This window comes from Streptomyces monashensis (assembly GCF_001866665.1).
Lineage (GTDB): Bacteria > Actinomycetota > Actinomycetes > Streptomycetales > Streptomycetaceae > Streptomyces > Streptomyces monashensis.
On sequence record NZ_MLYO01000011.1, the window covers coordinates 204979 to 224722 of the forward strand.

The window sequence follows — 19744 nt, forward strand, 5'->3', positions numbered from 1 at the left end:
CAACGGTGCAATTCCACGACTCGATGATCAGCCTCGTCGGCAACACCCCGCTGGTGCGGCTCAACAACGTGACCAAGGGCATCCAGGCGACCGTCCTTGCCAAGGTCGAGTACTTCAACCCCGGCGGCTCCGTGAAGGACCGCATCGCCCTGCGCATGATCGAGGCCGCCGAGCAGAGCGGCGAGCTGAAGCCGGGCGGCACCATCGTGGAGCCGACCAGCGGCAACACCGGTGTGGGGCTCGCGATCGTCGCTCAGCAGAAGGGGTACAAGTGCATCTTCGTGTGCCCCGACAAGGTGAGCACCGACAAGATCAACGTGCTGCGCGCGTACGGCGCGGAGGTCGTCGTCTGCCCGACCGCAGTGGACCCCGAGCACCCCGACTCCTACTACAACGTCTCCGACCGGCTCGTCCGCGAGACCCCGGGCGCGTGGAAGCCGGACCAGTACTCCAACCCCAACAACCCGCTCTCCCACTATCACTCGACCGGCCCCGAGCTCTGGGAGCAGACCGAGGGGAAGATCACCCACTTCGTGGCGGGCGTGGGCACCGGCGGCACCATCTCCGGCACCGGCCGCTACCTGAAGGACGCCAGTGACGGCACGGTCCAGGTCGTCGGCGCCGACCCGGAGGGCTCCGTCTACTCCGGCGGCTCCGGGCGGCCGTACCTGATCGAGGGCGTCGGCGAGGACTTCTGGCCGACCGCCTACGACCGCACCGTCGCCGACGAGATCGTCGCCGTGTCCGACAAGGACGCCTTCCAGATGACCCGCCGCCTGGCCAAGGAGGAGGGCCTGCTGGTGGGCGGCTCCTGCGGCATGGCCGTCGTCGCCGCGCTGCGGGTCGCCGAGCGGCTCGGCCCGGACGACGTCGTGGTCGTGCTGCTGCCGGACAGCGGGCGCGGGTACCTCAGCAAGATCTTCAACGACGAGTGGATGGCCGACTACGGCTTCCTGGAGGACGAGGGCCCCAGCGCCCGCGTCGCCGACGTCCTGAACCACAAGGCGGGCGGCACCATCCCCTCCCTCGTGCACATGCACCCCGAGGAGACCGTCGGCCAGGCCATCGAGGTGCTGCGCGAGTACGGCGTCTCGCAGATGCCGGTCGTCAAGCCGGGCGCAGGTCACCCGGACGTGATGGCCGCCGAGGTCGTCGGCTCGGTCGTGGAACGGGAGCTGCTGGACGCCCTGTTCTCCCAGCGAGCCTCCCTGGAGGACCCGCTGGAGAAGCACATGTGCCCGCCGCTCCCGCAGGTCGGCTCCGGCGAGGCCGTCGGCGACCTGATGCAGGTGCTCGGCTCGGCGGACGCGGCGATCGTCCTCGTCGAGGGCAAGCCGACCGGCGTGGTCAGCCGCCAGGACCTGCTGGCCTTCCTCGCCCAGGGCGGCAAGCAGTAGCCGAACGCGCGGTGAACCGCCGGTTTCCGTGCGGCACTTGCGGGTGGTCTGCCGGTCGGGCGGACTTCGCGGAAGTGGTACGAGCGTGTCACGTCCACGCAGCACACGCTTAACACGGGTCCGGCACATTAGTGGGCGTCGGCAGGGGTGGGAGCGGCTCCCCGCCCAGGCCGGCGCCGAACGGCGCCAAGGACCTCCGGAGCGGCTCCCGGACCTCCATGGACGCCACGGACGCGTGATGCCCGGCCCTGACCCGGCCCGCGTCCCTCGCGGGGACCGCCGTCGTCCCGCCCCCCGGAAACGGGGGTGCGGCGGTCCCCGCGAAAGCTTTCCGGACGGCCGTCAGCTCTCTAGACGGTCGTCCAACTCGCCAGCAGCGCCAGGCGCTCCGCCGTCTCCGAGCCCTTCTCCGGGGTGTAGACCACGATCGTCTGCTCCGGTTCCTGGCCGACCGTCAGCGTCTCGTACGGCAGCGTCAGCAGGCCCGCGACCGGGTGCCGGATCCTCTTCACGCCGTACGCGCACTCCCGGACCTCGTGGTCCGCCCACAGCCGGCGGAAGTCCTCGCTCTTCAGGGAGAGTTCGCCGACCAGGGCGCACAGCTCGGGGTCGTCGGCGTGCCGGCCGGCGGCGAGCCGCAGATTGGCCACCGTCGTGGCGGCCACCGCCGACCACTCCGGGTACAGCTCACGGGCGGACGGGTTCAGGAAGACCTGCCGGGGCATGTTCCGCCCGGCCGCGGGGACGCGGCTGAAGCCGTTCACCGCGTCGCCGAGCGCGTTCCACGCGAGCACGTCCATGCGGCGGCCCAGCACGAACGCCGGGCTGTGCTCCATGCCGTCGAGCAGGCTCTGCACGCCGGGGCGGACCTGGGGCGCGGGCCGGCGCGGGGACCGTTCACCCTTGTGCCGGTGCTGCGGGCGGGCCACCGTCCGCAGGTAGGCGTGCTCGGTCTCGTCCAGCCGCAGCACCCGCGCGATCGCGTCCAGCACGGCGTCGGAGACTCCCCCAGACTTCGTCCGGGAGGTGCCCCCAGCCCCCCGGCCCTGCTCCAGGCGGATGTAGTAGTCGACGCTCACCCCCGCGAGCTGGGCCACCTCCTCGCGGCGCAGGCCCGGTACGCGGCGCCGCCCATGGCTGGGCAGCCCCACCTCCTCGGGCTGGATCCGTGCACGTCGCGAGCGCAGGAAGTCGCCGACTTCCCCGTCCAGCCAGTCCCCGTTCATGGCTCGATCGTAGAGGAGCGGGCGGCCGCGAACCTGGTACTGGCATACCCAGGAAAAGCGCATCCCTGGATACGGCCGCCGGGCCCGGCGAGGGTGGTGCCAGCCGCCGGGGAGCAGCCCCGGCGCCGATCCCCAGGGGGAACACCCATGTCGTACACGAACCTGTCCGGCCGCACCGCCGTCGTCACCGGAGCCGCCAGCGGCATCGGCGAGGCGATCGCCGTCCAGCTCGCCGCCGAGGGCGCCCGGGTGGCGCTGCTCGCCCGGCGCGCCGAGCGGCTCCACGCGCTGGTGGAGAAGATCCGGGCCGACGGGGGCGAGGCGCTCGCCGTGGCCGCCGACGTCACCGACGACGCGTCCGTGGACGCCGCCCGGGACCTGGTGCACAAGACGTTCGGAACCGTCGACCTCGTCGTCAACAACGCCGGTGTCATGCTCCCGAACCCCGTCGCCGACGGCCGGATCGACGAGTGGCAGCGAATGCTCGACACCAACGTCGGCGGCGTCCTGCGGGTCATCCGCGCCTTCGGCGCCGACCTGGTGGCCGCCGCCGGCGAGGGCCGCGCCGCCGACCTGGTCGACATCTCCTCGATCGGCGCCCACGTCCCGTTCCCCAACTACGCGGTGTACGGCGCCACGAAGGCCGCGGTCACCTATCTCTCGCAGTCCCTGCGCGGCGAGTTCGGGCCGCGCGACGTGCGGGTGACGAACATCGAGCCGGGGCTGACGCAGACCGAGCTGGCGACGCACATCGACAGCACGGAACTCTCCGGCCAGCTGGACGGCATGCTCGACGCGATCGGCAGCCTGACGGCGGCGGAGGTCGCGGACGTCGTCGCCTACGCCACCAGCCGTCCCCGGCACGTCAACCTCCGCCAGATCATGGTCCTTCCGACCCGGCAGGCCTGATCCGGTCCCGGCGTCCGGTCAGCCGTCGTCGCGGGAGCGGTCGCGGCGGCCGGAGAGCAGTTCGGGGTTGAGCCGGACCGCCTGGGCGAAGTTGACGCCGACGATGCCCACCCAGGCGGCGATCGTCCCGGTCGTCCCCGCGATGCCGCCGCAGACGGCGGTCAGCGGGATCGCGAGGACCAGCGAGATGATCGCGAACCCGAAGCGCTCCCCCCAGGTGTCGGCGTCCTTCGGCCGTCGCGCGCCACGTACGCTCGCCATCCGCTGTTCGGCCAGGTGCCGCTGCACCCGGCGGGCCACGATGTCGTCGATGCGCCGCTCGGCCTTCTCCATGAAGGAGTCCAGCAGCGCGGCGTCGTAGTCCTCGCCCAGCTCGCGGCGGGCCCGCACCGTGGCGTCGAGATCCTTGCGCAGGTCCACGTCCTGTGGGTCCAGAGTGCTCATGCCGTTCAGGTTAGGGAGCGGCCGCCTGCGCCGCACTGGGGATAGCCCCCCTGTCCGGGGCGGGGACAGTGGGGCGGACCCGTCGGGATGCCCCTTGCTCGACTGCATAGTCTCATGCACAGTTCTTGGTGTGTGAATAGCCTGTCAACGGGGTCGGTGTCCGTCCGCGGCAACGGACGACCGACGGGCAGGACCGGCTGTCGGGATCGAGGGGAGTGTGCGTGTTGTCGTCTCGCATGGTGGATGCGTCGCCGTCCGTGCCGGCCACGCGCTCCGCGACCGTGGTGCTGGACGGGTCCGGACTCGGGGTCGAGGACGTCGTACGCCTCGCCGACGGGAGCGCGCGGCCGGTCCCCGCGCCCGAGGCGATGCGGCGGGTGGAGGAGTCCTGGAACGCCGCCCGGCGGCTCGCCGCCACCGGGCGCGTCTACGGCCGCTCCACCGGCGTCGGCGCCAACCGGAACGAGGACGTGCCCTCCCTCGCGCCTTCCGCCCCGCCCGCACAGGGGGGACCCCCGCAGGCCGCCGCCGATCACGGCATGCGGCTGCTGCGCAGCCACGCCGGCGCGGTCGGCGAGGAACTCCCCGCCCGGCAGGTGCGCGCCGCCCTCGCCGTCCGCGCCAACCAGCTGCTGGCCGGCGGTGCCGGGCTGCGGCCGAGCGTGGTCACCGCGCTGTGCGAGGCGCTGGAGTCGGGCGCGTACCCGGTCGTCAACGAGTTCGGTTCGGTCGGCACCGGAGACATCGCGGGCCTGGCCCAGGTCGGCCTCGCGCTCGCCGGGGAACACCCGTGGCGGGGCGCGGGCGCCCCCGCCCCGCGGCGCCTCGACAACAACGACGCCCTCGCCCTGATCAGCAGCAACGCCCTGACCCTCGGCCAGTCCACGCTCGCCCTGCACGAACTGCGCGGGCTCGTCGGCGCCACCCAGGTCGTCGCCGCGCTGTCGCTGCTCGCCGTCGACGGCTCCCACGAGGCCTACGCCGCCCCCGTGCACGCCGCCCGCCCGGACCGGGGCAGCGCCGAGGCGGCCCGGCGGATGCGCGCGCTGATCGGCGCCGCCGACCGGCCCACCCCGCCGCTCGGCCGGATCCAGGACCCCTACGGCTTCCGCTGCCTGCCCCAGATCCACGGCCCCGCGTACGACGCCGCCGACGCCCTGGAGCGGGTGCTGGACGTGGAGATCAACGCGGCCGCCGAGAACCCGCTCATCGTCCCCGAGGACCAGGCCGCCTACCATCACGGCGGCTTCTACGCGGCCCGACTCGCCCTCGCCCTCGACCACTTCAGGCTCGCCCTCACCCAGGTGGCCCGGCTGTCGACCTCCCGCCTGTCCACCCTCAACGAGCCCGCCTACACCCGGCTGCGGCCCTTCCTCGCGGACGCCGAGCCGGCCGCCTCCGGCGTGATGATCCTGGAGTACGCGGCCGCCGCCGCCCTCGGTGACCTGCGCGCCTTTTCCGCGCCCGCCTCGCTCGGCCACGCTGTACTCTCCCGGGGCGTCGAGGAACAGGCGAGCTTCGCCTCGCTCGCCGCGCGGCAGACCCTGCGCGCGTGCGGTGCGTATCGTCTGGTGGTCGGCTGCGAACTCGTCGCCGCCGTCCGCGCGCTGCGCCTGCGAGACCTGCGGCCCGATCCGGGGCTGCCGGCCGGCCGGGCCTTCGCGCTCGCCGAGCCGGTCCTCGGCACCGACGCGGCCGACCGGCCGCTCACGGACGACGTGGCGGCGGCGGCCGCGCTGCTCGACCGGTTCACGGACATCTGGAGGGGGAGCGCGTCATGAGCGTGGACAGGAGTACCGGCGAGGCCTCCGGGGCGGCGTCCGGCACAGCGCCCGGCACCCCGGACAGCCCCGCGGGCCGGCTGCAGGCCCTCTTCGAGGGACACCGGCTCACCCCGACCCAGCGCCGGATCGCGCACAGCATGGTCCGGCGGGCCGCCGACGTGGCCTTCCTGTCCAGCGTGGAGCTGGCCGAACTGGCCGGGGTCAGCCAGCCGTCGGTGACGCGGTTCGCCGTCGCGCTCGGCTTCGACGGCTACCCGGCGCTGCGCAGGCACCTGCGCGAGGTCGTGCCCGCCGAACCGGCCGCCGAGGCGGGCGCGTTCAACGAGTACCAGCAGGCCGTCGAGGCCGAGATCGAGAACCTGCGGCACCTCGCCGAACTGCTCGCCGACCCGCGCCCGGTGCAGAAGGCCGGCCGGGTCCTGGCCGCCTCCCGCCCGCTCCCGGTGCTCGGGCTGCGCGCGGCCGCCTCGCAGGCGTACGGCTTCTCCTACTTCGCCGCCAAGGTCCACCCGGACGTCCGGCTGCTCGACGAGGGCGGCACGATGCTCCAGGACCGCATCGACGCCGCCGTCCGCGCGGGCGCCTCGGCCCTGCTGTGCTTCGCGCTGCCCCGGCATCCGCGCGAGGTCGTCGACACCCTCGCCTACGCCAGGGACGTGGGGCTGACCACGGTCACGGTCGCCGACTCCGCGTTCGCGCCGGTCGCCAAGTACTCCGACCTCCTCCTCCCCGCGGCAGTCGGCACCGGGCTCGCCTTCGACACCGCGTGCGCGCCGATGCTCCTCGGCCGGGTCCTGCTGGAGGCGGTCTGTGACGACCTGCCGCAGGCACAGGCCCGGCTGGAGGAGTTCGACGCGAAGGCGGCGGCCCGGGGCCTGTTCGTGGAGTGACCCGCCTGCGCGCTCTCAAGGCTGCTCTCAGACTCGTCTCACGTTCGCCCGCTAGCTTCCCTGCGACATACAGGCGCTGTGGGAACACGTGACACGGGAGGCCGACGTGGCGCGCGCGGGACGAGAGGGACGCGGCGGACGCGGACTGGCCCGGGTGGCCGTCGTCGTACGGGCCGGGGCCGCGCCGCTGTGGTGGTCCGGGGTGGTCGCGGCCGGGATCGGGGTGCTGCCGCCCGGACTGACCGGACGCCGGACCGGGATGCTGGCCGGGGCCGCGCTGTTCCTCGTGGCCGCGGCCGCCGTGCCGCTCGGGCGGCGGGGGCGGTACGACGTCCTCGCGCGCGGCGCGGCCCGCGCCGGCAAGTACGACGTGCTCCAGGACCGCGCGGTGACCGTGCGCGTCTGGCGCCGGGGCCACCGCTGGTGGCTGCTGCTCGCCCTCGCCCTGGCGCTGGGCTCGGCCTTCGTCCTCCCCGCGGCCGGCGGCCTGCTGCTCGCCGGGCTCGGCACCGGACTGCGGCTGAAGGCGGCCTGGATCGGGCGGCGCGAGCGGGCCGAGCAGACGCTGCTGTGGGTGCGCGTCGACCGGCTCGGCCCGCGCGGCGGGAATCCGGTGGGCAAGGCCGTGACGGGCCTGCGCGGCACGGGCATCGCGGCCGGCGACGCGGCCCCGGGCGGAGCCCGCCGCCGCAGCGCGGCACTCGTCTAGGTCCGACAGGGCCTACGAGGTCTCAGACCTCCAGTTGCTCCTCGATCCGCTTCAGCTGGTGCCGGGCCATCGCCAGGTTGGCCCGGGAGGAGTCCAGGACCAGGTAGAGGAACAGGCCGTTGCCGCCGCGGCTCTTGAGCAGACGGACCATGTGGTACTGGTCCGTCAGCGTGATCAGCACGTCCTCGATCTCGCCCTTGAGGCCCAGCATCTCCATCGTGCGCATCTTGGCGCGGATCACGTCGGTGTTGCCGGCGGCGGCGACGTTCAGGTCGAAGCTCTTGCTGCCGCCCATCGTGCCCAGCGCCATCCCGCTGGTGTAGTCGACGAGTGCGACGCCGGTGGCGCCCTCGATGGTGGTGAGGGCTTCCTTCAGCGCGGTCTCGGTGTTGGCCATGGTGGGTCCTCTCGGATCGTTCAACCGTCGGTTGCGGTGCGCACGTCGGCGCTCGGGGTGCGGGTCGTACGGGGGCGGGTCGGGGGTGCGGGGCTGACGGCGCCGAGCGCCCTGCGGGGCGGGCGGCCGACCCGGGCGGTGGCCTCGGCGGCGTCGAGCAGCTCCCCGATCCGGGCGCCGGCCCGGCGGCCCTCCAGGTGCAGCCGCCCGACGTTGACCCGGCCCTCGGCGAGCAGGGTCAGTACGGCGGTGCGGCCCGCGGCGTAGGTGGCGACGTAGCCGCCCTCGCCGCGTACGAGCAGCTCGCGGAAGCCGCCGTGTCCGGTGGCGTCGCTGACCCGGACGGCCACGCCGAGCGCGGCGGCGGTCAGCGCGGACAGGCCCTCGGGGTCGACCCCGGGGGTGTCGTGGGCGACGACGAGTCCGTCGACGCCGGCCGCCAGAGCGCCGGTGAGCTGCGGCACTCGGGTACGCAGCCGACGCAGCTCCTCCAGGACCGCCTGGAGGTCCTCCTCGGACACCATCAGCTCTCTCCTCTCGGCGGGTCGGTGCTCGGCGGGCTGCCGCTCGGCGGGGCGGTGCCGTTCAAAGCGCCTCCAGCGCATCCCTGAGCCTCTTCAGCAGCGCGATGTCGGGGTCGGCGACCGGGGGTGGGTACGGCGGTACGGGGTCCGGGACCGCGCCGGGCGCCGCCGCGAGCCGGCCGGCCGCCGCGAGCCGGCGCACGTCGACCAGCGTGTGGAAGGCCTGCCGGCCCAGGTCCAGGGCGATCCCGGTGGCCGTGCGGACGCCGTCCACGCGGTCCAGGACCGCCCGCTGCCGGGGCGTGAGAGGCGCCGGCGCCGGCGGGTCGGCCCGGATCAGCGGGGCGCTGTCGGCGGCCGGGTCGGGCCACAGCCGGTGCAGCAGCAGCCGACGGCGCAGCGTCTCGCGTTCCAACGCCACGACCGGCACCGAGGGCAGCGGTCCGGGCCGGGGGGTGTGGTCGTAGCGGAAGCGGCCCGGGGTGCTGCTCGGGGCCAGCGCGAAGTACCCGGCGTCGTACAGCGCGTCCAGGTGGCACAGCTCCAGCGCGCCGACGGGCAACAGCCCTGATTCCAGCAAGAGTTCGGCGGCCCGGGGCGGGCTCGTGGTGTGCGCGGCGGCCTGCTGCCAGGCGGCGGTGGCGAGGGTGCCGTGGGCCGTGAGGAGCACGCCGAGGCCCGGGGAGCAGGGGCTCTCGGCGTGCACCACCCGGCCCTCGGCGAGGTGCAGGACGCCGTGCTCGCGCACCAGGACGCCGGTGGCGCGCTCCTCGGCCAGCCGGGTCAGCATCGGCGACAGGGCCCGGCCGGCCGCCTTGTCGCGCACCGGCAGCGGAGGTATGTGCGTCACGGTCATCCCAGCACCAGCCGGGCGGCCATCTCGCCGAGGCGGATCCGGGCGAGCGCGAGGTTGCCGTCCTCGCGGCCGAGCCACAGGTGCAGGAAGACGGTGCTGTCGAAGGACGTGTCCAGGAACCGCAGCAGGTGGTAGCTGTCGCGGTTGCTGACGATCATGTCCTCGACGGGTGGCCGCCCGTCGTCGGCGCCGTCGCCGTGGAGGGCGAACGCGCCGTGCTCGGCGGCCATCCGGGCCAGCTCGGCGGCCTCGGCGGCGGTCGTCTCGTGATCGCCGCCGGGCGCCTCCCCGACCGTGCCGAGCGCCAGTCCGCTCGTCCAGTCCACGAGCGCGGCGCCCCGCGCACCGGGCAACCGCATCGCTTCCAGCAGGCACTCGTCGATTCCGGGCACCGTGGCTCCCCTCCCGCCTGGGACTCCGGCTGAGTGACGTCGACACTACGCACCGTGCGCGCCGCGGGTGAGGCCTTTGGCATTTTCCAGTGGAACATGCGTCCGGCGTACTAATGTGGGTCAACTGACCTCTGTGACAGGTGAGTTGGTCCAGTTGTGCGCGGGGGAGCGGGCGCGCGTCAACGGCTCCCGGGTGCCCCCAGCGCGGTGAGCGCGGCCGTGTGCGCCCCTCCGGACTCCGCCACCACCTCGGCGACGGTCTGCGGCTCCCGTACGACCGTGAGGGCGACGCCTCCCGCGCCGTCCGGCGCGAAGCCGTAGATGCCGGGCCGGGCGAGGGAGTTGTAGGCGTAGTGGTGGGCGAAGTAGTACGCGCCCGTGTCCAGCGCCGCCACGTGGTCGCCCTGCTCCAGCGCGGGCAGCGCGCGCCCCTCGGCGAGCAGGTCGCCCGCGAAGCAGGCCGGGCCGGCCACGTCCTGCACCACCTCCGGCCCCCGCTTGGGGTGCCCCTCGGCGTCGTACGCGGCGATCCTGAGCGGCCACGCCTCGGGCGCGTACACCGTCCGCGTCGCCACCTGCACGCCCGCGTGCGTCACCGCGATCCGCCGGCCGCCCGCGCTCTTGGCGTACTCCACCCGCGCCACCACCGTCCCGTGCCGGGCCATGAGCGAGCGCCCGAACTCGGTCACCAGCCCGTAGCGCCCGTCGAACAGTCCCGGCACTCGATCGGCCAGCGCGCGTGCGTACTGCGCGTACGTCGGCTCCGCCGCCTCCGAGGCGAAGTCCACGGACAGCCCGCCGCCGATGTCGAGCGTGTCGACCTGCCGCCGTCCGGCGCGCGCGTTGATCTCCTCCGCGAGCGCGTACGTCTCCGCCACGCCCCGTGCCAGCAGCGGCAGCGGGATCCCCTGCGAGCCGGTGTGCGCGTGCAGGCGGGTCAGCCACGGCCGCGCCAGGAACGCCCGCACGACCCAGTCGCGCGCCCCCTCGTCCCGCAGGGGCACCCCGAACTTCGAGGTCGCCGTCGCCGTGGACGTCGCCCGGATCGAGCCGCCGCCGAGCTGCGGATTGACCCTGAGGCCCAGCGGGGAGCGGGTGGACCCCGTGTGCACGAGTGCGTCCAGCCGGTCCAGCTCCTGCGGGTTGTCGGCGTTCACGGCGATGCCGAGGGCCAGCGCCTCGCGCAGCTCGGCCGGGGTCTTCGCGGGCGCGTCCAGCACCGTCCGCCCGGCCGGCACCCCGGCCGCCCGCGCCAGCGCCAGCTCGCCGGGGCTCGCCACCTCCGCGCCGAGCCCGGCCTCGTGCAGCAGCCGCAGCACCGGCACCAGCGGGGTGGCCTTCACCGCGAAGGCGTGCAGCACCGGCGTGCCGGGCGGTACGGCCGTGTCGAACGCGGCCCGCAGCGCCGCCGCCGACCGCCGGATCCCGGTCACGTCCAGCAGCCCCACCACGGCCGCGTCCGGACCGAGCAGCCCCTGCTCCACGGCCGCGCGTACCGCCTCGTCCCGCCGGGCGGCGCGCTCGCGCGCCTCGGCGTCGGCATCCCGCTCCACGGCGTCTCCCATCAGGTCGGCCTCAGGTGCTTCCAGCCAAACACCGACGGCGCGTGAACGCGCTCCCCCCGATGTATTGACTAGTTCTATTCAGGAAGTCAGGATGTGAATAGACGTAGCAACAGGAGGAGGCAGACGATGTCGGGACCCCGCCCCGTACGAGCCCCGCGCGGCACGGAACTCAGTGCCCTGGGATGGCAGCAGGAAGCCGCCCTGCGGATGCTCCAGAACAACCTCGACCCCGAGGTCGCCGAGCACCCCGACAAGCTCGTCGTCTACGGCGGCACCGGCAAGGCCGCCCGTGACTGGCGCTCCTTCGACGCGATGGTCCGCACCCTTAGGACCCTCAAGCAGGACGAGACCATGCTGGTCCAGTCCGGCCGCCCGGTCGGTGTCATGCAGACCCACGAGTGGGCCCCGCGCGTCCTCATCGCCAACTCCAACCTGGTCGGCGACTGGGCCAACTGGGAGGAGTTCCGCCGCCTGGAGGCCCTCGGCCTGACCATGTACGGCCAGATGACCGCCGGCTCCTGGATCTACATCGGCACCCAGGGCATCCTCCAGGGCACCTACGAGACCTTCGCCGCCGTCGCAGCGAAGAAGTTCGGCGGCACCCTCGCGGGCACGATCACCCTCACCGCCGGCCTCGGCGGCATGGGCGGCGCCCAGCCGCTCGCCGTGACCATGAACGACGGCGTCGCGATCTGTATCGACTGCGACCCGCGCGCCATCGAGCGCCGCATCGAGCACCGCTACCTGGATGTCAGGGCCGACTCCCTCGACCACGCCCTCCAGCTCGCCACCGAGGCCCGCGACGCCCGCCGTCCGCTCTCCATCGGCGTGCTCGGCAACGCCGCCGAGCTGGTCCCGCAGCTGCTCGCGATGAACGCCCCCATCGACATCGTCACCGACCAGACCTCCGCCCACGACCCGCTGTCGTACCTGCCGGTGGGCGTGGCCTTCGAGGACATGGCCGACGCCGCCGCCAAGGACCCGGCCGGCTTCACCACGCGTGCGCGCGAGTCCATGGCGCAGCACGTCGAGGCCATGGTCGGCTTCATGGACGCCGGCGCCGAGGTCTTCGACTACGGCAACTCCATCCGCGGCGAGGCCCAACTCGCCGGGTACGACCGCGCGTTCGCCTTCCCCGGCTTCGTCCCCGCCTACATCCGTCCCCTCTTCTGCGAGGGCAAGGGCCCCTTCCGCTGGGCCGCGCTGTCCGGCGACCCGGCCGACATCGCCAAGACCGACAAGGCGATCCTGGAGCTGTTCCCGGAGAACGAGTCCCTGGCCCGCTGGATCACGATGGCCCGCGAGCGCGTCCACTTCCAGGGCCTGCCCGCGCGCATCTGCTGGCTCGGCTACGGCGAGCGCGACAGGGCCGGCGAGCGCTTCAACGACATGGTCGCCTCCGGCGAGCTGGCCGCCCCGCTGGCCATCGGCCGCGACCACCTGGACTGCGGCTCCGTGGCCTCGCCGTACCGCGAGACCGAGGCCATGCTCGACGGCTCCGACGCCATCGCCGACTGGCCGCTGCTGAACGCCATGGTCAACGTCGCCTCCGGTGCCTCCTGGGTCTCCATCCACCACGGTGGCGGCGTGGGCATGGGCCGGTCCATCCACGCCGGGCAGGTCAGTGTGGCCGACGGCACGAAGCTCGCCGGCGAGAAGATCCGCCGCGTGCTCACCAACGACCCGGGCATGGGCGTCATCCGGCACGTGGACGCCGGGTACGACATCGCCGAGTCGGTCGCCGCCGAGCGGGGGGTCCGGGTGCCGATGCGTGAGGGTGACGGCGCGTGACCCAGCGCTCCGCCGCGCCCCGGCCGGTGCGGGCCGACGGCGCACCGTCCGTCGGCCCCGCCGGCCACCGCACGCCCTCCTTCCAGGAGATGTGGCGCGAGCTTCTCCCCGTCGGCCGGCACCCCGACTCCGGCGGCTACCGGCGGTACGCCTGGACCGGGGCCGATGCCGAGTGCCGGGCCTGGTTCAAGGAGCAGGCCGAGGCACGCGGGCTGGCCTACGAGGTCGACCGGAACGGGAACCAGTGGGCCTGGCTCGGGGACCCGACGGCCGGGGACGCCGTCGTCACCGGCTCGCATCTCGACTCCGTGCCGGACGGCGGGGCCTTCGACGGGCCCCTCGGGGTCGTGTCCTCCTTCGCCGCGCTCGATGAACTGCGCGGCCGGGGAACGCGGTTCGACAAGCCCCTGGCCATCGTCAACTTCGGCGACGAGGAGGGCGCCCGGTTCGGGCTCGCCTGCGTCGGGTCGCGGCTGACCGCCGGGCAGCTGACCGTCGAGCAGGCGCACCGGCTGACCGACGCGGACGGGGTCACGCTCCCGCGCGCCATGGAGGCCGCCGGGTACGACCCCGACGCCATCGGGGCCGACCCCGAGCGGCTGGCCCGGATCGGCGCCTTCGTCGAGCTGCACGTCGAACAGGGCCGGGCGCTGGACCTGTCCGGCGACCGGGTCGGCATCGCCAGTGCCATCTGGCCGCACGGACGCTGGCGGTTCGACTTCCGGGGCGAGGCCAACCACGCCGGCACCACCCGGCTGGTGGACCGGCGCGACCCGATGCTGTCCTACGCCGAGACCGTGCTCGCCGCCCGCCGGGAGGCCGCGCTCGCCGGTGCCGTGGCCACCTTCGGGAAGATCTCCGTCGAGCCCAACGGGGTCAACGCCATCCCCTCCCTCGTGCGCGGCTGGCTCGACTCCCGCGCCGCCGACCAGGGCACCCTGGACACGGTGGTCGGCGGCATCGAGAAGGCGGCCCGGGAGTACGCGGACGCCCACGGCATCGACCTCGACGTCGTCCGGGAGTCGTTCACCCCCGTCGTCGAGTTCGACCACGCCCTGCGCGACGAACTCGGCCGCCTCCTCGGCAAGGACACCGGCCTGACCGTGCCCGTCCTCGGGACCGGCGCCGGACACGACGCCGGAATCCTCTCCGGGAGCATTCCGACCGCCATGCTGTTCGTGCGCAACCCCACCGGGGTCTCGCACTCCCCGGCCGAGTCCGCCGCCGAGGACGACTGCCTGGCCGGGGTGCACGCGCTCGCCGACGTACTGGAAGGGCTGGCCCGCACGTGACCAAGGCGACCTACTGGCTGGAGCACGCCTGGCTCGACTCCCTCGTCGAGCCGGGCGTCGCCCTGGACGTGGAGGGCGGGCGGATCGCCGCCGTCCGCACCGGTGCCACCGCACCGCCGCCCGGCGCCGAGGTGCTGCGCGGCCTGACCCTGCCCGGCCTGGCCAACGCCCACAGCCACGCCTTCCACCGGGCGCTGCGCGGCACCGTCCAGGTCGGCAGCGGCACCTTCTGGACCTGGCGCGAGGTGATGTACTCCGTCGCCGACCGGCTGAGCCCGGAGACCTACCACCGGCTCGCCCGCGCGGTGTACGCCGAGATGGCCCTCGCCGGCATCACGGCCGTCGGCGAGTTCCACTACGTGCACCACGCGCCCGGCGGCACCCGCTACGCGGACCCCAACGCCATGGGCGAGGCGCTGATCGCGGCCGCCGCCGAGGCCGGCATCCGGATCACCCTCCTCGACACCTGCTACCTGTCCTCCGGCTTCGGCAAGGCCCCCGACGCCCATCAGCTCCGCTTCTCCGACGGCAGCGCGGAGGCCTGGGCCGAACGCTGTGCAGTTCTCAAGGAACGGGATCACGCACGGATCGGGGCGGCGATCCACTCCGTACGGGCCGTGCCCGCCGGGCAGTTGGCGACGGTGGCCGGATGGGCCGAGGAGCGGCGGGCCCCGCTGCACGTGCACCTGTCGGAGCAGACCGCCGAGAACGACGCCTGCCAGGCCGCCCACGGCTGCACGCCCACCCGGCTGCTCGCCGACCACGGCGTCCTCGGGCCGCGCACCACCGGGGTGCACAACACCCACCTCACGGACGAGGACATCGCGCTGCTCGGCGACTCGCGGACCGGTACCTGCATGTGCCCGACGACCGAGCGCGACCTGGCCGACGGCATCGGCCCGGCCGTCGCCCTCCAGCGGGCGGGCTCCCCGCTCTCGCTCGGCTCCGACAGCCACGCCGTCATCGACCTGCTCGAAGAGGCGCGCGCGATGGAGCTGAACGAGCGGCTGCGCACCCGCACCCGGGGCCACTGGACCGCGAACTCCCTGCTGCGGGCCGCCACCGCCGACGGCCACGCCGCCCTCGGCTGGGACGAGGCCGGCACGCTGGCGGCGGGCGCCCTCGCCGACTTCACGACGATCGCCCTCGACTCGGTCAGGACAGCGGGCCCGCTGCCCCGGCTGGGCGCCGAGACGGCCGTATTCGCGGCGACCGGGGCGGACGTACGGCATACGGTCGTGGGCGGGCGGCAGGTCGTACGCGACGGGGCGCACACCCTCGTACCCGATGTGCCGCAGGCCCTCGCGCGGGCAGTCGAAGCCCTCCGCTCCTGACCACCACCCACGAGGACACCATGAGCAGCAGCACCGTCATCACCAACATCGCCACGCTGGTCACCAACGACCCCTCCCTCGGTGACGGCTCCCCTCTGGGGCTGATCCAGGACGCGGCCGTCGTCATCGACGGCGACCGCGTCGCGTGGACCGGTGAATCCAGCAAAGCACCCGCCACTGACAACCGGGTCGACGCGGGCGGCCGGGCGGTGCTGCCGGGCTTCGTGGACTCGCACTCCCACCTGGTCTTCGCGGGCGACCGCACCCAGGAGTTCAACGCCCGGATGTCCGGCCGCTCCTACACGGCGGGCGGCATCCGCACCACCGTCGCGGCCACCCGGGCGGCGAGCGACGCGGAGCTGGAGGCGAACCTGACCCACCACCTGGCGGAGGCGCTCCGCCAGGGCACCACCACGTTCGAGACGAAGTCGGGCTACGGCCTCACGGTCGAGGACGAGTCCCGCGCCCTGCGCATCGCCGCGCGGCACACCGACGAGGTGACGTACCTCGGCGCGCACATCGTCTCCCCCGACTACGCCGACGACCCCGCCGCCTATGTCGCCCTGGTCACCGGCGAGATGCTGGACGCCTGTGCCCCGCACGCCCGCTGGATCGACGTGTTCTGCGAGAAGGGCGCCTTCGACGGCGACCAGGCCCGCGCGATCCTCACGGCCGGCCGGGCGAAGGGCCTGCACCCCCGCATCCACGCCAACCAGCTCTCTTACGGACCCGGCGTCCAGCTCGCCGTCGAACTCGACGCGGCCAGCGCCGACCACTGCACGCACCTCACCGACGCGGACGTGGACGCCCTCGCGAACAGCTCCACGGTCGCCACCCTCCTGCCCGGCGCGGAGTTCTCCACGCGCGCGCAGTGGCCGGACGCCCGCCGTCTCCTCGACGCCGGTGCGACGGTCGCCCTGTCCACGGACTGCAACCCGGGCTCGTCCTTCACCTCCTCCGTCCCCTTCTGCATCGCCCTGGCCGTCCGCGACATGCGGATGACCCCGGACGAGGCGGTCTGGTCGGCCACGGCGGGCGGTGCGGCGGCCCTGCGCCGCACCGACATCGGCCGCCTCACCCCGGGCGCCCGCGCCGACCTCACCCTCCTGGACGCCCCGAGCCACGTCCACCTCGCCTACCGGCCGGGGGTGCCGCTGGTCAGCGGGGTGTGGCGGCGGGGGGCGCGGGTGGTCTGAACGGCCCGTTCCGTCCGCGGAGTTCAGGCGGCCCCTGCCCGCCAGCGCTGCTCGTCGCCCCCGTCCAGCGGGTCCAGGGAGACGTCGTGGCGGCCGTCGGGGGTCACCGCCGTGTCCGGGGCGATGGCCGGGCGGATCGTGCCGTCGGGGGTGACGGTGAAGCGGAGGTTGTCGCCGTTGCGGCCGTAGACCGAGTCGCAGGTCCAGACGCCGACGCCCCGGTCGGTCGCGCCCCGGCTGTCCAGGCAGAACGAGTCGTCGGCCGCCGAACGGAGCACACCCAGGCGGGTGTCCACGCGCCAGCGCTGGGTCGGGGAGTCGGAACAGGGAGCCGTGACGACGTCGTTGCCCTGCTCCGGGTTGCCGTCGCGGATGTCCAGGCAGCGGCCCGTGGCGAGGTTCACCACCTGGGCGAACGACGTTCCCGGGGGCGTGGACGAGGGCGTGGGACGCGGAGTGGGCGCCGGAGCCGGCGTGGTCGGGCCGGCGGAAGTCCCGCTGAGGGACTGGGAGTCCGCGGAGGGTGACGGGGACGCGGACGGCGACGGGCGCGGGGACGGGGTCAGCGAGACCGTCGCCGTCACGGTCACCGGCGGAGGGGTCGGGGTCGCCGCCGCCGGTTCCTGCCCCCGGGTGCGGTCCGGGGCGAGCAGGAGGACCAGGAGCGGGATCAGGGCCACGCCCAGGGCCGCCGAGGTCAGCAGGGCGCGGCGCCCGGCGGGCCACGTCGCCCTCGGCCGGACGGCGGGCGGGTCCGCGGTGGCCGTCGGCTCCCCGGTGCGCAGGTACGCCGTGCCGTTCCAGGGCAGCAGGCCCTCCACCAGGGTCTGCCGCGGTGCGTCCCGCAGGGCCCGCAGGTCCTCGTAGGCGGCCGTGCAGTGCGGGCAGCGCGCCCGGTGGGCGTCCAGGTCGGCGCTGTGGCGCGGGCCGTCCGGCCGTACCGCCTCCTCGATCAGCCGGCGGAAGTCGGCGCAGCGCGGGTCGTCGGAGGCGGCCAGGCGCAGGCGCAGGCAGGCCCGGGACAGGGAGGTGAGGGCCTGCGGGGTGCCGTACGTCACGTCCGCGCGGCTCAGGCCGAGGAACGCGGCGGTGCGCTCCTGCGGCTCCTGTTCCACCACGCCGTACCAGAGCAGGCCCTGGGCGCGGGAGGGCAGCGAGCGGAACGCCGGGAGGAGGGGCGGCGCGGAGCCGTCGGGCAGGCCGGACGCGTTCCGTACGAGCAGCAGGCCTGGGTCGACGCCGGTGGAGCGCTCGTCGTGCGCCCAGGCCGCCGCCAGCCGGGCGGTCAGCAGCAGGAGGCGGTGGCGCAGCGGGACGGCCGGGTCCACGCCGCGTGCCGTTTCGCGGGCCGCCGTGGTGAAGGTCTCGGCCGCCAGCCGGCGGGCGGCGGACTCGCCCGCCGCGCACAGCCGGGCGTAGGCCAGGACCGCCGGGTGGTGCCGCCGCCGCAGCTCCTGCAACGCGGGGTACGCCGTGGGGGCGGGGGTGCGGAGCAGTTCGGCGAGGCGTGAGTCCGGGACGTCCTCCACGTCCCCTTCCGGCAGGGGCCGTTCGGGCATGCCGACGTCCGGCACGGCCCTGTCCGCTCCGGCCCCGCCCGCCGCGTCCTCGGCGCCGTCCCCCTGAGCCATCGTCCCGCCTCCTCGCGACGCCGGGCGATCGCGCCGCCCGGGCCCCTGTCCGACCTACCGGCCGGTTTGTGGGCCCATGGTGGTGGAGGGGGCCGGGCGGGAAAAGAGGTTTCCCGGGGTAACCGGATAACGGTTGGGGGCACACGCGTCACCCCGCCCGCACATGCCGCAGCGGCCCGGGGCCGGTGCGGGCCGGCGGCCGGGCCGCTGCTGCGGCGGTGTCACCCCGGTACGGCGTCGCGGAGGCGCGGGGCGGCGGTCGCGGAGTTCACTCCTCGACCGTCAGCCCCTTGCGCAAGCGCACCAGTGTGCGGGAGAGCAGCCGGGACACGTGCATCTGGGAGATGCCGAGTTCGTCGCCGATCTCCGACTGGGTCATGTTCGCCACGAAGCGCAGGGAGAGGATCTTCCGGTCCCGGGACGGGAGTTCGGCGATCAGCGGCTTGAGGGACTCGACGTACTCGATGCCCTCCAGCCCGTGGTCCTCGTACCCGATCCGGTCCGCCAGCGCGCCCTCGGTCTCGTCCTCCTCGGGCTGGGCGTCCAGCGAGGAGGCGGTGTAGGCGTTCGAGGCGGCCATGCCCTCGACGACCTCGTCCTCGCTCAGGCCGAGCCGCTCGGCCAGCTCCGCGACCGTGGGGGAGCGGTCCAGTTTCTGGGCCAGCTCGTCCCCGGCCTTGGCCAGGTCGAGGCGCAGCTCCTGAAGCCTGCGCGGGACGCGCACGGACCACGACGTGTCACGGAAGAACCGCTTGATCTCGCCGATGATCGTCGGCATCGCGAAGGTGGGGAACTCCACCCCGCGCGACAGCTCGAACCGGTCGATCGCCTTGATCAGCCCGATCGTGCCGACCTGGATGATGTCCTCCATCGGCTCGCTGCGGGAGCGGAAGCGCGAGGCGGAGAACTTGACGAGTGCGAGGTTCAGCTCGACGAGGGTGTTGCGGACGTACGCGTACTCGTGCGTCCCTTCCTCCAGCGTCGCGAGACGCTCGAAGAGGGTCTTGGACAGGGCCCGCGCGTCGACCGGGCCGATCTCGTCGTACGGGGGGATCTCCGGGAGTCCCTCGACGGGGTCGAGGGGGTCGATGGTCCGATCCAGCTGTTCCGGTGGGGGTGTCGACGTCGCGGACTGGGTATGCGATGCGTCGAGCCGGGGTGACATGGTGTCCTCCATCGTTCTCGGCATATGGCTGCCGATGCCGTGCGTGCACTGCGGAGTGCGGCGCCTCCAAAGCCGACGTGGGCCCGTCGCGGCCCGGTGGGGTTTGTGTCCTTACTAGCCCTACCGGCTTCCGTGAGGCGATCGCAAGTGCGTTCCGTTCGTATATGTCCGAATATGTGAAGTTGTTCAGGTGTCGGAGTGCGTTCGGAAGGCGTAATGTTCGAGGGCATCAGCGGCCACGA

18 protein-coding genes are annotated in these 19744 nt (G+C 74.0%); 9 read left to right on the plus strand and 9 right to left on the minus strand.

From position 1 onward, the window contains the following. Positions 1-5 precede the first annotated feature (5 nt). Positions 6-1397: a cystathionine beta-synthase gene (locus tag BIV23_RS04510; RefSeq protein WP_071379404.1), complete on the plus strand. Its 1392-nt coding sequence runs from the start codon at positions 6-8 to the stop codon at positions 1395-1397. Positions 1398-1747: 350 nt separating this feature from the next. Here the strand turns inward: BIV23_RS04510 and BIV23_RS04515 are convergent, their stop codons facing one another. Further along, on the minus strand, positions 1748-2608 hold the full coding sequence (locus BIV23_RS04515) for a helix-turn-helix transcriptional regulator (RefSeq protein ID WP_071379476.1): 861 nt from the start codon (positions 2606-2608) through the stop codon (positions 1748-1750). 162 nt (positions 2609-2770) lie between these two features. On the opposite strand from BIV23_RS04515, the gene BIV23_RS04520 reads away from it, so the two are divergent. Next, on the plus strand, positions 2771-3532 hold the full coding sequence (locus tag BIV23_RS04520; RefSeq protein WP_071379405.1) for an SDR family oxidoreductase: 762 nt from the start codon (positions 2771-2773) through the stop codon (positions 3530-3532). Positions 3533-3550: 18 nt separating this feature from the next. On the opposite strand, the gene BIV23_RS04525 is transcribed toward BIV23_RS04520, so the two are convergent. Continuing rightward, positions 3551-3976 carry a hypothetical protein gene (locus BIV23_RS04525; RefSeq protein ID WP_071379406.1) on the minus strand — a complete coding sequence of 142 codons (426 nt, stop codon included), beginning with the start codon at positions 3974-3976 and terminating at the stop codon, positions 3551-3553. Between the two features lie 236 nt (positions 3977-4212). Between BIV23_RS04525 and BIV23_RS04530 the strand changes: the two genes are divergently transcribed. The 3 genes from BIV23_RS04530 (at position 4213) to BIV23_RS04540 (ending at position 7359) form a co-directional block, all read left to right on the plus strand. Then, on the plus strand, positions 4213-5757 hold the full coding sequence (locus BIV23_RS04530; protein WP_107471068.1) for an aromatic amino acid ammonia-lyase: 1545 nt from the start codon (positions 4213-4215) through the stop codon (positions 5755-5757). Continuing rightward, positions 5754-6650, plus strand: coding sequence for a MurR/RpiR family transcriptional regulator (locus tag BIV23_RS04535; RefSeq protein ID WP_245790355.1), 897 nt, complete (start codon positions 5754-5756; stop codon positions 6648-6650). The genes BIV23_RS04530 and BIV23_RS04535 overlap by 4 nt, the downstream gene beginning before the upstream one ends. Before the next feature lie 106 nt (positions 6651-6756). Continuing rightward, positions 6757-7359, plus strand: coding sequence for a hypothetical protein (locus tag BIV23_RS04540; protein ID WP_245790357.1), 603 nt, complete (start codon positions 6757-6759; stop codon positions 7357-7359). Between the two features lie 22 nt (positions 7360-7381). Here the strand turns inward: BIV23_RS04540 and BIV23_RS04545 are convergent, their stop codons facing one another. The 5 genes from BIV23_RS04545 to BIV23_RS04565 all read right to left on the minus strand — a co-directional run bounded on the left by BIV23_RS04545 (position 7382) and on the right by BIV23_RS04565 (position 11093). Then, positions 7382-7756 carry a roadblock/LC7 domain-containing protein gene (locus tag BIV23_RS04545; RefSeq protein WP_071379408.1) on the minus strand — a complete coding sequence of 125 codons (375 nt, stop codon included), beginning with the start codon at positions 7754-7756 and terminating at the stop codon, positions 7382-7384. A gap of 20 nt (positions 7757-7776) precedes the next feature. Continuing rightward, complete coding sequence (locus BIV23_RS04550) at positions 7777-8280, minus strand: roadblock/LC7 domain-containing protein (protein ID WP_071379409.1); 504 nt, start codon at positions 8278-8280, stop codon at positions 7777-7779. 61 nt (positions 8281-8341) lie between these two features. Next, positions 8342-9136 (minus strand): hypothetical protein, encoded by a 795-nt coding sequence (locus BIV23_RS04555; RefSeq protein WP_071379410.1) that lies wholly within the window; start codon positions 9134-9136, stop codon positions 8342-8344. Continuing rightward, positions 9133-9528 carry a hypothetical protein gene (locus BIV23_RS04560; protein ID WP_071374644.1) on the minus strand — a complete coding sequence of 132 codons (396 nt, stop codon included), beginning with the start codon at positions 9526-9528 and terminating at the stop codon, positions 9133-9135. Before BIV23_RS04560 ends, BIV23_RS04555 begins: the two co-directional genes overlap by 4 nt. Positions 9529-9707: 179 nt before the next feature. Continuing rightward, positions 9708-11093 carry a type III PLP-dependent enzyme domain-containing protein gene (locus tag BIV23_RS04565; RefSeq protein WP_071379411.1) on the minus strand — a complete coding sequence of 462 codons (1386 nt, stop codon included), beginning with the start codon at positions 11091-11093 and terminating at the stop codon, positions 9708-9710. 126 nt (positions 11094-11219) lie between these two features. On the opposite strand from BIV23_RS04565, the gene hutU reads away from it, so the two are divergent. The 4 genes from hutU to hutI all read left to right on the plus strand — a co-directional run bounded on the left by hutU (position 11220) and on the right by hutI (position 16706). Further along, positions 11220-12884, plus strand: coding sequence for a urocanate hydratase (gene hutU / locus BIV23_RS04570; RefSeq protein ID WP_071379412.1), 1665 nt, complete (start codon positions 11220-11222; stop codon positions 12882-12884). Between the two features lie 89 nt (positions 12885-12973). Continuing rightward, positions 12974-14176, plus strand: a complete 1203-nt coding sequence (locus BIV23_RS04575) for an allantoate amidohydrolase (RefSeq protein ID WP_107471075.1) — start codon at positions 12974-12976, stop codon at positions 14174-14176. Continuing rightward, positions 14173-15510 (plus strand): formimidoylglutamate deiminase, encoded by a 1338-nt coding sequence (locus tag BIV23_RS04580; protein WP_071379413.1) that lies wholly within the window; start codon positions 14173-14175, stop codon positions 15508-15510. The genes BIV23_RS04575 and BIV23_RS04580 overlap by 4 nt, the downstream gene beginning before the upstream one ends. A gap of 20 nt (positions 15511-15530) precedes the next feature. Next, positions 15531-16706, plus strand: a complete 1176-nt coding sequence (gene hutI, locus BIV23_RS04585; RefSeq protein ID WP_071379414.1) for an imidazolonepropionase — start codon at positions 15531-15533, stop codon at positions 16704-16706. Between the two features lie 23 nt (positions 16707-16729). Here hutI and BIV23_RS04590 read toward each other — a convergent pair whose 3' ends face one another. Together BIV23_RS04590 and BIV23_RS04595 are read right to left on the minus strand one after the other, a co-directional pair. Beyond that, entirely contained in the window at positions 16730-18265 is a 1536-nt protein-coding gene (locus tag BIV23_RS04590) for an RICIN domain-containing protein (protein ID WP_071379480.1), read from the minus strand. 340 nt (positions 18266-18605) lie between these two features. Further along, on the minus strand, positions 18606-19514 hold the full coding sequence (locus BIV23_RS04595) for an RNA polymerase sigma factor SigF (RefSeq protein ID WP_071374639.1): 909 nt from the start codon (positions 19512-19514) through the stop codon (positions 18606-18608). Positions 19515-19744 lie beyond the last annotated feature (230 nt).

What these genes read in the sequence shown, in the direction of transcription:
- BIV23_RS04520 (WP_071379405.1), top strand. Translation starts at nt 2,771, where the DNA reads ATGTCGTACACGAACCTGTCCGGCCGCACCGCCGTCGTCACCGGAGCC.
- BIV23_RS04565 (WP_071379411.1), bottom strand. Translation starts at nt 11,093, where the DNA reads ATGGGAGACGCCGTGGAGCGGGATGCCGACGCCGAGGCGCGCGAGCGC.
- BIV23_RS04525 (WP_071379406.1), bottom strand. Translation starts at nt 3,976, where the DNA reads ATGAGCACTCTGGACCCACAGGACGTGGACCTGCGCAAGGATCTCGAC.
- BIV23_RS04555 (WP_071379410.1), bottom strand. Translation starts at nt 9,136, where the DNA reads ATGACCGTGACGCACATACCTCCGCTGCCGGTGCGCGACAAGGCGGCC.
- BIV23_RS04590 (WP_071379480.1), bottom strand. Translation starts at nt 18,265, where the DNA reads ATGCCCGAACGGCCCCTGCCGGAAGGGGACGTGGAGGACGTCCCGGAC.
- BIV23_RS04595 (WP_071374639.1), bottom strand. Translation starts at nt 19,514, where the DNA reads ATGGAGGACACCATGTCACCCCGGCTCGACGCATCGCATACCCAGTCC.
- BIV23_RS04535 (WP_245790355.1), top strand. Translation starts at nt 5,754, where the DNA reads ATGAGCGTGGACAGGAGTACCGGCGAGGCCTCCGGGGCGGCGTCCGGC.
- BIV23_RS04575 (WP_107471075.1), top strand. Translation starts at nt 12,974, where the DNA reads ATGTGGCGCGAGCTTCTCCCCGTCGGCCGGCACCCCGACTCCGGCGGC.
- hutU (WP_071379412.1), top strand. Translation starts at nt 11,220, where the DNA reads ATGTCGGGACCCCGCCCCGTACGAGCCCCGCGCGGCACGGAACTCAGT.
- hutI (WP_071379414.1), top strand. Translation starts at nt 15,531, where the DNA reads ATGAGCAGCAGCACCGTCATCACCAACATCGCCACGCTGGTCACCAAC.
- BIV23_RS04550 (WP_071379409.1), bottom strand. Translation starts at nt 8,280, where the DNA reads ATGGTGTCCGAGGAGGACCTCCAGGCGGTCCTGGAGGAGCTGCGTCGG.
- BIV23_RS04545 (WP_071379408.1), bottom strand. Translation starts at nt 7,756, where the DNA reads ATGGCCAACACCGAGACCGCGCTGAAGGAAGCCCTCACCACCATCGAG.
- BIV23_RS04530 (WP_107471068.1), top strand. Translation starts at nt 4,213, where the DNA reads ATGGTGGATGCGTCGCCGTCCGTGCCGGCCACGCGCTCCGCGACCGTG.